Raw genomic sequence first — 11,736 nt, 5'->3', positions numbered from 1 at the left:
CGCTTGTAGAACGAAGCACCAGGGTCAACGGCAACCGTGCCGGCCACTTCCGGTGGGCAAAACGGCGCGGTGCCGACTTTGGGCAAACTGAATTTCACGCAAGCATCCGTCAACAGGTGGGAGCGCGCAGCTTAGACGTTTCGCGCACCCGGGTGTAGGCGCTCAACGCTTGCGCAGAGACCGCCTTAAGCAATCCATCGCCCGCAATGCTAACGTGACCGGCACACACAAATGGAGATGCGTGCGTGCTGATGCTCAAGCTGCTGGTGATCCCGGGGTTTCTGCTGCTGATTTCCCTGGCCGGTAAACGCTGGGGACCAAGCGTGGCTGGTTGGCTGTCGGGGTTGCCGGTGGTGGTCGGGCCGATTCTGTTGTTCCTCGCCATCGAGCAAGGCCATGTGTTCGCCGCTCAAGCGGCAACGGCGGCGCTGTCAGCCATGTTCGCGATGATTGCCTTCTGCGTGACGTATGCCCAGGTCGCACAACGCTTGAGCTGGCCGTGGGCGCTAACGATGGCGCTGCTGGTCTGGGCGTCGGTGGCTGTTGTGCTGTCGCTGATCCCGCCATCGCTGGCGCTCTCGGTGATCGCCGCCGCCACCGCGTTGCTGGCCGCGCCGTACCTGTTTCCCTCGGTGCAACCCGTCGTTTCAGGCCCGGCGCCCAAATCCGACAAACTGCTGCTGCGCATGATGGCTGGCGCCCTGCTCACGTTGGCCGTGACGCTGCTGGCCAGCACCGTCGGCGAGCGCTGGAGCGGATTGCTCGCAGTGTTCCCGGTGCTGGGCAGTGTGATGGCGGTGTTTTCCCAGCAGACTCGCGGGCCAGCGTTTACGGCGGCGTTGCTCAGGGCCACGGCAACCGGGATGTATTCGTTCGCGGCGTTTTGTCTGGTGCTGGCGTTGGCGTTGCCGAGGTTCGGCTGGATGGGATTTGCATTGGGGATAGGCGCCTCGCTCGGGATGCTGTTGGTGACTAAACAACGGGCATTGCGCCCGGCGCCTTATCGTTTCAACGAACGGCAACGATGATCACCACACGCCTTGTGTAGCAGCTGTCGAGCTTGCGAGGCTGCTGCTACAAATCGCAATCCATGGGATGATCGCCGTCATAGCGCGACCATCCCACGGAGAGTTTGAATGTCATTGTTGAGTAAAAAAGCCGTTGTTCTGCTGCTGACAGCGGCTGCCAGCATGGGGGCCTTGAATGCGCAGGCGGCCAAGGCCACTACCAGCGACAAAGCGCCGACCCAGAAGGTCTCGATGCTCGGCGGCAAGTTCACCTTCACCCTGCCCAAGGGCTTCATCGCCAATCCGCTGCCGGCCGGCGACGCGGCCACCGGTACCGCCGGGGCGACGGGCACGATGTACACCAACCAGACCACTAAAACCGTGGTGATTGCCGCTGAAAACACCATTCCCGGCGGCGCCAACGTCAAGGACAACGACGGTGAGTTCCTCGACGCCACCGTGTCCGCCTTCGCCACCGAGCAACGCAACGCCTTGCCGGACTTCAACAAGCTGAGCGAAAAAAGCCTGACCCAGAAAAGCACGGGGCTGGGCCTGCGACAGATCGACAGCACCGCCACCCAAGGCGGCGGCATGACCCTCGACACCTCGCTGATGGCCGCCTCTGGCACTCGCATGGCCATCATTCAGGTCATCTCCCGCCCCAACGACAAAACCGGCCACGAAACGCTGGTGAACCAGATCATCACCGGCAAATAAACCCGACCGGCTCAGGGATTGAGGCGCTGCAACCAGGCGCTCAAATCCTGCATCTCGGTGGCGCTGATACTGTGGCCGACGCCTTCGTAGGCATGGAACTCGGGCTTGAGTGACAGGCTTTGCAACAGGCTGTCGGCCTCAGTGCCGTCGGTGTAGGGCAGGCGTTTGTCGGCGGTGCCATGACCGATGAAAATTGCCAGCGGCTGGCGTTTTTCATCCGGTTTGAGTTCGGACTTGAGCACCGGCAGAATGCGCCCGCTCAACGCCGCAATGCCGCCCACCGCCTCGGGATGACGCAACGCGACTTCATAGGACATGATCGCGCCCTGGCTGAAGCCCACCAGGAAAACCTTGTCCGCTTCGGTGTGATATTTTTTTGCCGCTTGTGCGACGAAATCCAGCAGCACCTGGCGGCTGGTTTTCAGGTCGTCAGTCTCGCCGTTATAGGCGCCCTCGCCCTTTTTGCGAAACCACTGGTAACTGCCCTCTTCCAACGTCATCGGCGCCCGCACCGACAGGTAGGTGTACTGCGGCGGCAATTCATCCTTGATGCCGAACAGGTCCTGCTCGTTGCTGCCGTAACCGTGCAGGAAAATCACCAAGGGCTGGTTACGGGATTCAACGTTGGCCTGTTCCAGGTACTTGAGCGGCAGATCGGTGTGTAGCGGGATTTCAGCGTGGACGGCGGTGGACGCCAGGAGCGTGAGCAGAGCGAGAAACTTCAACATAAACCTTCCTTCACAGCGCGCAGGATTCGGGGCAGAGCCTAACATCTCTTCCCGCCGATGCACCGTTTCCCTCTGATGCACCGCGCCCCCGCAAGAGGCAGCGCCTACATGTTGAATCGCGTCGAGACGTCAGTCGTTGACCAGTTTCCCGACCCGGATCGGCTCACGTCCGGCGACTTTCGCCTGCCAGGTGCCCGGTTGCGTGTAGCGTCCGCGATCGATGGCAAACAGCACGCCGCTGGTTCCGGCGCACACGGTGGTGGCCCGGTCGCTCAATGGATCGACTACTTCAAACAACGCGTCGCCCCGCTCCACCCATTCACCTGAATTGCGCAGGAAACTGACCACCCCGTGATGCGGTGCAAACAGGTACTCGGTGCCTTCGAACGGCAGGCCCTCACAACATTCGCTTGGCGCTGACGGCCAGGTGCCGGTGATGAAACCCTGTTCGGCGAGGAACCCCAGGATCGCCTCGCAGTTGGCCTGGGCCTGATCGACCCGTGTATCGCCCATGCTGCCCAGCTCCAGCGTGGTCGCCAGGTTGGCCGGCGGGATCGCTGCCTCGGGAAAGGCCCGTGCCAGGCGCAACCACGGCGTAGAGCACGACTCATCGAAAGAGCTGCCGCCGGAATCCTCACACAACAACGCCACCCCGGCCTTCAGGCGAGCCGCCAGGGAGCGCCATTGCGGCCAATGCTGCGGCAAGGCATACAGGTGAATCGCCGCGTCGAAATCGCAATGCAAGTCGAGGGTGATGTCGGCCTCGCAGGCGTGGCGCAGCAGCAAGCGGTGCATGGCTTCCAATTGCGAAAGCGGTGCCGGCAAACCATCGAGCACCTGCCCCATGGTCTGGCGAATCAGTACGATGTTGGCCTGGGCGTCACCACCCAATTGATCGCCGATCAACTCAGCCACCGGTGCGCTGAGTTCAACGAACGAGCGGTTGAAGTTCTTGCCGCTGCCCAATTCGAAGCGACCCATGTGGCTGCCTTGCAGGTGCTGATCGAGGCCGATGGGATTGGCTACCGGCACCAGTTCGATAATGCCCTGAAGTTGCCCCTGGGTTTCGAGCTCGGCCAGACGCTTCTTCAGTTCCCAGGCGGTGCGCATGCCCGGCAGTTCGTCCGCGTGCAGGCTGGCCTGGATGTAAACCTTGCGAGTACCCGCGCCATAACGAAACACGCTGAGCGTGCGTTCAGTCCCCAGATGGCTCCAGGGCAGTGAATGATCGATGCGTTGCATGGGGACTCCTGAATATCTGTGCGATGAGGCCATTCTTGTGGGAGCAAGCCTGCCCGCACCCACAAAGTCCAGCATGAAAAAATGGCCACCGCATCCACGGTGGCCACTTCTCTACGGCGTATTAATGGCCGTAAACATCGAAGTTGAAGTACTTGTCCTGCACTTGCTTGTACTTGCCGTTGGCGCGAATTTCAGTGATGGCGGTGTTGAATTTGTCTGCCAGCTCTTTATCGCCCTTGCGCACGGCAATACCGGCACCACCGCCGAAGTACTTGGCGTCTTCATAGGTCGGGCCAACAAATGCGAAACCTTTACCGGCGTCGGTTTTCAGGAAACCGTCGTCCAGGTTGACCGAGTCGGCCAGCATCGCGTCAAGGCGACCGGCAACCATGTCCAGGTTGGCTTCCTGCTGGGAACCATAACGCACCAGGTCGATGCCGGCCGGCACCAGCACTTCGGTGGCGAAGCGGTCGTGGGTACTGGCGCGCAGTACACCCACTTTCTTGCCCTTGAGCTCGGTCAGTGGATCCTTGACGTTGGTGCCTTCCTTCATCACGAAGCGCGCCGGGGTGTGGTAGTACTTGATGGTGAAATCGACGTTCTTCTTGCGGTCGTCGGTGATGGTCATGGACGACAGGATCGCGTCGATTTTCTTGACCTTCAGGGCCGGGATCAGGCCATCGAACTCTTGCTCGACCCAAGTGCACTTCACTTTCATCTGTTCACACAGCGCGTCACCGATGTCCACGTCGAAACCGGTGAGTTTGCCGTCGGGGGTTTTCATCGAGAATGGCGGGTAACCGGCTTCGATCCCGAGGCGAATCGGTTTGGCGTCTTCGGCCACGGCGGTCAGGGACAACATCGACAGTGCCAGGGCACCGAACATCACTCGCTTCTTCATTTATAACTCCTGTGTGCGGAGGCTTTTATTGGCAGCTTTCGATTGGCAACTTTCGGCTAGTGAAGACCGAAGTGGCCGGCAGTCTAGAGCGGCTACAGGAGGGCAAATTGTGTTTAGGCGACAAATACTTATAAAAAAGAAGCCGAGGGATTCGACGCACTTGAAGTGTGCTCCGAGGTGGTGCAAGGACTGTAGGACAATCCTTTGCTTCAGACAAAACCTACACATTTTCGGGTACTGATCCGATCGAAGAGTCGCACTGGCGATGAACCTTTTTTTGCCTCACATTGACCCGCCAACCGCCCCCACAAGAGAAACGTGATGCCCGCGCTGAATCTGATCCAGCACCATCCTGCCGAAGGCCCCGGCGCCATTGCCGAATGGGCCCGGTCCCGAGGCATTACCCTGAACGTGTTTCGCGCCGACCTCGGTCAGTTGCCGTCGGTGAGCGCGACACCGCTGATTCTATTGGGTGGGCCTTATGAATCAGGTGCCGGGCCGGTATGGCTGGAAACAGAGCGTCAGTGGCTGGCGGGCAGCCTGGATCAGGGCGCGGCGGTGTTCGCGATTTGCCTGGGGGCGCAGTTGCTGGCGCTGAGCCTGGGCGGCAATGTGCGGCGGATGGCTCACACCGAAACCGGCTGGACTACCGTGACCTTTGCCGATGGCCAGACGCTGAAGGTGCTGGAATGGCACGAAGACGCGATCGATCTGCCGCCCTCTGCGCAGTTGCTGGCCAGCAGCCAGGTTTGTGAGCAGCAGATGTATCGCGTTGGCCCGACGCGGGTGGGGTTGCAGTTCCACCCGGAATGGAATGCTGAATCGGTGGCGATCCTCAATGAGCACTTTGGCGAGGAATCACCGTTGCCCCGGGAGCCGCAAGACAGCGCCGCTTATGCAACGGTGTTTGACTGGTTGCGGGTGACGCTGGATGGATGGTGGACAGTATCCAGTGGCGAGGGGGCTTGCCCCCGTTCGGCTGCGAAGCAGTCGTAAATCCTTGGGGATCGCAGTGACTGGTTTGGGGCCGCTTCGCGACCCAACGGGGGCAAGCCCCCTCGCCACATTTGATCACCTGTATCTGAACGTCAGCATTCACAACCAATGACTGTCTTGGCGGTGTGAGCAACCGCAACACTCAACTCAAACCCTTCATCCAGCCACCCGGTCACCCCGCCGATCATCTCCTTGACCGGGTAACCCAGCGCCGCCAGTTTCACCGCGGCCTTGTTGGCGCCGTTGCAGTGAGGTCCGGCGCAATAGACCACAAACAGCGTGGACTTCGGATAGGCCGCCAAGCCATCAGCTGTGATCAATCGACTCGGGATGTTGATCGCGCCTGGCACATGTCCGCGTTCGAACGCCAACGGTCCGCGCACGTCCACCAGAACAAAATCCACCTCGCCGGCCTCTTGGCTGCTGTAGACGTCGGAACAATCGGTTTCGAAGGTCAGACGATTGCTGAAGTGCATCAGGGCGATGGCGGACGGGGCTGCGGGAATCTCGCGAACCAGGCTAGGCATGGGCTGTACTCCAAAGTCTCAGTGGGTGTGAGAAAACTTTATCTGCTCCGGCCTTGCCGCTACAGTGGCGCACAAGACACTCACCGGGAATTTTCCGCCAAATGCAGCCCACCCCAGGTTTAGTCGCGATTCTGGCCTACGACGGCCTCTGTACCTTCGAATTCGGCATTGCCGTGGAGATCTTCGGCCTGGCGCGGCCAGAGTTCGATTTCCCTTGGTACGAGCACCGCATCGTCGCCGTCGACCAAGGGCCGATGCGCGCCATGGGCGGCATTCAGGTGCTGGCCGACGGCGGGATGGAACTGCTTGAGCGCGCCCGAACCATCATCATCCCCGGCTGGCGCGACCGCAGCGCACCGGTGCCGGAGCCCTTGCTCGCAGCCCTGCGTCAGGCTCATGCCCGAGGCGCGCGGCTGCTGTCGATCTGTTCCGGGGTATTCGTACTGGCGGCCACCGGTTTGCTGGACGGTCACGGCGCCACCACCCATTGGCGCTACACCGCTGAACTGGCCGAGCGCTTCCCGAACATTCTGGTGGATCCGGACGTGCTGTATGTCGATTCGGGCCAGTTGATCACTTCGGCAGGCAGCGCCGCCGGCATCGATGCCTGCCTGCATCTGGTCGCGCGGGATTTCGGCACGCAGGTGGCCAACTCGGTGGCCCGGCGGTTGGTGATGTCGCCGCAACGCACCGGCGGCCAGGCACAGTTCATTCCGTCACCGGTCAGCCCGACGCCGCGCAGCGATCTGTCGCGGGTCATGCAGTGGGCGCGGGAACGTCTGCATGAACCACTGGAGGTTCGCGACCTCGCCAGCGAGGCGGCCATGAGTGAGCGCACGTTCCTGCGGCGGTTCACCGAAGCCAGCGGTATGCCGCCCAAAGCGTGGCTGCAGCATGAACGCCTGGCCCGGGCCCGCGAGCTGCTGGAGAGCACGAATCAAAACACTGACCAGATTGCCCAGCACTGCGGTTATCGCTCGGTGGAGAGTTTCCGGGTGGCATTTCGCAGCGTGGTCGGCGTGCCGCCTTCGGTATATCGGGAACGGTTCGGGCGCAAGGTCAGTGCTGTTTGAATCATCTCAGTCCAGAGGCGTTACAGACCGCCCCATCATTCTTCATCAATGGCGATAAAAACAATAAGGACTCATGAGGAATCGCACTAACTTATCGCCAATCTTAATATCAAATATCTCGACTGCTCACCCGCCGCGATAAATAAAACGATATTAAAAATTACTCTTGCACAGCCCATTGCATATTTATCGGCGCCTGCTTAACTGCAAAAACTGCTGATGACAGCWGTGCCCGCAAATACCACGGAAGGAGTCGTTATGAGCAGTTCAACTCGCCATAGCATGCCCCCCTATGGGGTGGCCATCCAAGGCGCGATCAAGGCAGGCGACCTGCCGCAAATGAAGACGCTGTTGAAACAACGCGATGCATCCACACCAGAAAATAAAGAGCTAAACACTGCTTACGAGCAGTTGGTTAAGGAAATCGCACGCCTGGAAAAGCACTGATAGCTATTTCCGCGCCCCTTATTGCAATGGAGGCAATAATTATGTCTGGTTCTAATCAGCAACCTGTCGGCTTGTTCCCACTCTGCTACCGAATTGGCACTTCGGCCGCCGGCGCACAAAACCTGGCACTCAATCTTCTGGTTTTTACCCCAGATCAAACGGTAAGCGGCACTGCCGAAATTACTCAGGCCACTAACCCACCACTGGATGTRCACTCCGATGTCTGGGGCGAATACACCTACCTGACGGTCATGAGCCCTGGCGTCAGCAAGATCCTGATCACTGCTCAAGGTAATAACGGCGGCCCAGGCTCGAACTCAATCGTGAATTTCAAGTTGCATCTGGTGGTCGATAGCGACTGGAGAGAAGGTGTCGCCAATTACGAGTACTTCAATGGTGAACGGTGGGTCCAGGTCACTGCTCCCGCTCATCTTGTCGAGGCGGTACCCTCCAACGCTTATAAATCAGTGCCTTTGGAGCCCGGCCCGGTCATTCCAGCCTATCCACCGATCATGCCGCTGTACGCCGCACCGATTCAAAGTGCCATTGCCAGCGGTGACCTGGCCCAGATGAAAAACCTGGCCCGCCTGGCCCAACAACAACTGGATCAGCAACCCCAACTGCAGAGCGCGCTTGAAACGGCCAAGGGCGAAATCAGCCGGCAGGAACGCCGCTGACCCGCTCACGAAACATGCCCGAGTTGTCCTGAATACAAATAAGGGAGTAGCACCATGTCAATCGGACTTTTTCATACCCGCCTGAATGTCAGTAGTCACCTATTGGGCGCACCGGTTTTAACCCTGGATCTGCTGGTAGATACCGTAAAGAAAAAAGTCAGCGGGGTTGCCAGCATTTTCCAAAGCACCTATCCGCCTCTCAACTTCCGTGCCCGTGTATGGGGTGAATACTCCGAGGCCAAACTGGTGCCGACGGCCGAAAACCACATCATCCTCACCTTGGCGGGCAGCCCGAGCGGCCCTCTCAGCCAGATCGCCCAAACTTTCGGCTTGAAAGGCATTTTAGGCGCCGACTGGGCGAGCGGTTATGTCGACTACAAGTACCAGGACCAGGGTATCTGGCATTACGTGAAACACGCAGCTGTCAGCCAGGCTCCAGTGATTGAGCGCCCAGAGCATCCGCACCATGCGGTGCCGCTCTATGCCGTCGCGGTACAGCAGGCGCAAACCAGCGGTGACCTGGCGCAACTGAAGTCCGTGGTAAGCCAGGGTGAACAGCAATTGGCCAACAGCGGTGCCCTGCGCAGCGCTCTGGAGCAGTTGAACGCTGAAATCGCCCGCCTGGAGGCCCGCTAACCCCGGGCAGTTAAGCGCACCCCCCTGTGGGAGCAGGCAAGCCCGCTCCCACAGACTCCGCGCTATAGACCAACAACAAAAGGTAAATCCGGTCGCGCCATTGACTCAAGGAAGGCGCGAACACTTCGATGGATTCGTGCCGCGCACGCGTTGGTGCGCAAGGATTTCCCATGTCAGACAGTCGCCCTGCCCGCTACCTCAGTGAAACCGACCTCAAACGCTACGTGCCGGTGCATGTGGTCTGGGAAATCACTCTGGCTTGCGATCTCAAATGCTTGCATTGCGGCTCACGCGCCGGCCATCGACGCCCCGATGAACTGAACACCCGGGAGTGCCTGGACGTTATCGATTCCCTGGCGGCACTCGGCACCCGCGAGATCACCCTGATCGGCGGTGAAGCCTATTTGCGCAAGGACTGGACCCAACTGATCCAGGCTATCCACGATCACGGCATGTATTGCGCGATACAAACCGGTGGGCGCAACCTGACGCCCGCGAAAATGCAGGCAGCGGTGGACGCCGGACTCAATGGCGTCGGTGTGTCACTGGATGGACTGGCCCCACTGCATGACGCAGTGCGCAATGTTCCGGGCTCGTTCGACAAGGCGGTGGACACCCTGCGACGCGCCAAACAGTCCGGGCTTGCGGTGAGCGTCAACACACAAATCGGCGCGGCCACGTTGCCCGACTTGCCCGAGCTGATGGACCTGATCATCGACCTCGGCGCCACTCACTGGCAGATCCAGCTGACGGTCGCCATGGGCAATGCCGTCGATCACCCGGAGCTGCTGTTGCAACCCTACCAACTGCTGGAAGTGATGCCGTTGCTGGCGCGCCTCTACCGCGAAGGGGTTGATCGCGGCCTGCTGATGAACGTGGGCAACAACATCGGTTACTACGGCCCTTACGAGCACATGTGGCGTGGCTTCGGCGACGAGCGCGTGCACTGGAGCGGCTGCGCCGCCGGCCAGACCGTGCTGGCGCTGGAAGCCGACGGCACGGTAAAGGGTTGCCCGTCATTGGCCACGGTTGGATTTTCGGGCGGCAACGTACGCAACATGAGCCTGCACGATATCTGGCATTACAGCGAAGGCATGCACTTTGGCCGCCTGCGGTCGGTCGACGACCTGTGGGGCTACTGCCGAGGCTGTTACTACAACGACGTCTGCCGTGGCGGCTGCACCTGGACCTCGCACTCCCTGCTTGGCAAACCCGGCAATAATCCCTACTGCCATTACCGCGCGCTGGACCTGCAAAAACGCGGGCTACGCGAGCGCATCGTCAAGCTCGAGGATGCGGCAAAAACCTCCTTCGCCGTCGGACGTTTTGATCTGATTACCGAGCGTATCGATACCGGCGAGAAGGTGAACAGCGTCAGCGACAGCGGCCAGGTGATCAAACTGGCCTGGGCGAACCAGGGCCAGAAATCGCCTGACGAAGGACGTATTCCACCGCAACTGGCGCTGTGTCGTGGCTGCTTGCAGTACATCCATGCACACGAAGTGACGTGCCCCCACTGCGATGCTGATGTCGCCGCCGCGGAAGCCGTGCACCAGACAGACCGTGCCCGGCAACAAGCGATCATCAACACTCTGACCAGCCTGCTGGGATTGCCGCAAAATAATTTGATGTAACGTTTATGCCGACGCATCATCAGGGAAGCGACCTCGCAGATCGCTTCCCTGGCACATCACCCGGCATGCGGGTCTGCGCGTTGCGAAAAGGACGGTTACTGAGCCGTTGGGTGTTCGACGATCAGCGATTCGATGTTCATTTTTTTCGCCCGGGTCAGCGCCGCCGTTATTTCAGCTTGCCTCGCCTGCGCCTCGGCTTGCGAGCCGAACGGCCCGACCAGAATACGAACCTTTCCATTTTCCTTCACGATGTTGGGAACGAAGCTGTGCTCAATCAACCAACCGCTCAGGTCACTGACCGCCTGGGGGGTCTCGCCACGCACTTCGACGTCCCACTGCGGGCCCGTTACCGCCGCGGGGACGGAGGCGACTGCCGGTTGCGGCTTTTGAGCGTCAACCCCTTTATCCTCACCGCATCCGGCCAGCGTCAGTACCGCGATTACCAAGACCATTTTGCGCACAACGCTTTCCTCCGAATGCTTAAAGCGGCGATTTTAACATCCATGGATCCATCCCGAGTGCCGCAAAATGGGCTCAAAACAACGAGAATGATGGTGGCGGCCTCTGTATAGTTACACCTTGGGAATTAATGCAGCATCTGCGCGTCAGAAAGAGGCACCCAAACCGTGAAACTTCGCACTAATCTATATCTAATACCGACCTCTGCACTGTCCGAATCAGGTGCCCTACAAAGCAATCAAGGAGAAAACCATGCTGATACTCACCCGCAAAGTCGGTGAAAGCATAAACATCGGTGATGACATTACGATCACCATCCTGGGCGTTAGCGGCCAGCAAGTCAGGATTGGCATCAACGCCCCGAAAGACGTTGCGGTGCATCGCGAAGAAATTTATCAACGCATCCAGGCTGGCCTGACCGCCCCGGACAAGCCGCAAACGCCCTGAATCCTGCTGCAGTCAGTAGCCAGCCCATTCTGCCTCGAGTAACGGCTGGCTAAGATTCAAGTGCCGCATCGTTCTGCGCTCCGTCTCTCTTTGCGATGCCATCGCAACACGGAGCCGATACTACTGCCCTGGCTCCTGCCATGACTGTCAGACGTTTCGGATTTGCAGCGAGAAAGAGCGCTCCCCTGCCCGGTTAACCAAACGTCACACCACGCGCCATGCCCGTGGCCGCCACGACCATTAGC

The 11,736-nt window shown here is 59.7% G+C and carries 14 protein-coding genes; 9 read left to right on the top strand and 5 right to left on the bottom strand.

All coding sequences use genetic code 11. The features are described 5' to 3' along the window. The first annotated feature begins 245 nt into the window (after positions 1 to 245). Positions 246 to 1,028: a hypothetical protein gene (locus AC1DLB_RS07930; protein ID WP_457326973.1), complete on the top strand. Its 783-nt coding sequence runs from the start codon at positions 246 to 248 to the stop codon at positions 1,026 to 1,028. A 108-nt stretch (positions 1,029 to 1,136) separates the two neighbouring features. Next, entirely contained in the window at positions 1,137 to 1,724 is a 588-nt protein-coding gene (locus tag AC1DLB_RS07925; RefSeq protein ID WP_477744445.1) for a DcrB/PsbP domain-containing protein, read from the top strand. Between the two features lie 11 nt (positions 1,725 to 1,735). On the opposite strand, the gene AC1DLB_RS07920 is transcribed toward AC1DLB_RS07925, so the two are convergent. From AC1DLB_RS07920 to AC1DLB_RS07910, 3 genes are all read right to left on the bottom strand, one after another. Then, a complete protein-coding gene (locus AC1DLB_RS07920; RefSeq protein WP_349746651.1) occupies positions 1,736 to 2,452 on the bottom strand; it encodes an alpha/beta hydrolase in 717 nt (238 codons plus the stop codon). A gap of 129 nt (positions 2,453 to 2,581) precedes the next feature. Beyond that, on the bottom strand, positions 2,582 to 3,694 hold the full coding sequence (locus AC1DLB_RS07915; RefSeq protein WP_064617001.1) for a succinylglutamate desuccinylase/aspartoacylase family protein: 1,113 nt from the start codon (positions 3,692 to 3,694) through the stop codon (positions 2,582 to 2,584). Positions 3,695 to 3,815: 121 nt separating this feature from the next. Next, on the bottom strand, positions 3,816 to 4,595 hold the full coding sequence (locus AC1DLB_RS07910) for an ABC transporter substrate-binding protein (protein ID WP_018928073.1): 780 nt from the start codon (positions 4,593 to 4,595) through the stop codon (positions 3,816 to 3,818). Between the two features lie 321 nt (positions 4,596 to 4,916). Between AC1DLB_RS07910 and AC1DLB_RS07905 the strand changes: the two genes are divergently transcribed. Further along, on the top strand, positions 4,917 to 5,591 hold the full coding sequence (locus tag AC1DLB_RS07905) for a type 1 glutamine amidotransferase (protein WP_477744444.1): 675 nt from the start codon (positions 4,917 to 4,919) through the stop codon (positions 5,589 to 5,591). A 92-nt stretch (positions 5,592 to 5,683) separates the two neighbouring features. On the opposite strand, the gene AC1DLB_RS07900 is transcribed toward AC1DLB_RS07905, so the two are convergent. Continuing rightward, positions 5,684 to 6,118 (bottom strand): rhodanese-like domain-containing protein, encoded by a 435-nt coding sequence (locus tag AC1DLB_RS07900; RefSeq protein WP_477744443.1) that lies wholly within the window; start codon positions 6,116 to 6,118, stop codon positions 5,684 to 5,686. Positions 6,119 to 6,219: 101 nt separating this feature from the next. Between AC1DLB_RS07900 and ftrA the strand changes: the two genes are divergently transcribed. From ftrA to AC1DLB_RS07875, 5 genes are all read left to right on the top strand, one after another. Continuing rightward, entirely contained in the window at positions 6,220 to 7,191 is a 972-nt protein-coding gene (ftrA, locus tag AC1DLB_RS07895) for a transcriptional regulator FtrA (protein WP_019649323.1), read from the top strand. Positions 7,192 to 7,449: 258 nt separating this feature from the next. Further along, positions 7,450 to 7,638 (top strand): DUF1843 domain-containing protein, encoded by a 189-nt coding sequence (locus AC1DLB_RS07890; RefSeq protein WP_477744441.1) that lies wholly within the window; start codon positions 7,450 to 7,452, stop codon positions 7,636 to 7,638. Between the two features lie 41 nt (positions 7,639 to 7,679). Further along, a complete protein-coding gene (locus tag AC1DLB_RS07885) occupies positions 7,680 to 8,315 on the top strand; it encodes a DUF1842 domain-containing protein (RefSeq protein WP_477744440.1) in 636 nt (211 codons plus the stop codon). 54 nt (positions 8,316 to 8,369) lie between these two features. Then, the gene (locus tag AC1DLB_RS07880) at positions 8,370 to 8,951 is read left to right on the top strand and encodes a DUF1842 domain-containing protein (protein WP_018928079.1); all 582 of its coding nucleotides are present in this window, start codon (positions 8,370 to 8,372) and stop codon (positions 8,949 to 8,951) included. Between the two features lie 170 nt (positions 8,952 to 9,121). Beyond that, positions 9,122 to 10,585, top strand: coding sequence for a GDL motif peptide-associated radical SAM/SPASM maturase (locus tag AC1DLB_RS07875; protein ID WP_305412005.1), 1,464 nt, complete (start codon positions 9,122 to 9,124; stop codon positions 10,583 to 10,585). 95 nt (positions 10,586 to 10,680) lie between these two features. On the opposite strand, the gene AC1DLB_RS07870 is transcribed toward AC1DLB_RS07875, so the two are convergent. Beyond that, positions 10,681 to 11,046: an SPOR domain-containing protein gene (locus AC1DLB_RS07870; RefSeq protein WP_477744439.1), complete on the bottom strand. Its 366-nt coding sequence runs from the start codon at positions 11,044 to 11,046 to the stop codon at positions 10,681 to 10,683. 250 nt (positions 11,047 to 11,296) lie between these two features. Here AC1DLB_RS07870 and csrA point away from each other — a divergent pair, with 250 nt between their 5' ends. Next, positions 11,297 to 11,491: a carbon storage regulator CsrA gene (gene csrA / locus AC1DLB_RS07865; protein WP_007938114.1), complete on the top strand. Its 195-nt coding sequence runs from the start codon at positions 11,297 to 11,299 to the stop codon at positions 11,489 to 11,491. Positions 11,492 to 11,736: the final 245 nt, after the last annotated feature.

The sequence above is a fragment of the Pseudomonas sp. 05N434 genome (assembly GCF_056396965.1).
Note: the sequence above shows the minus strand (reverse complement) of the source record. Positions and strands in the feature narration are given on the sequence as shown.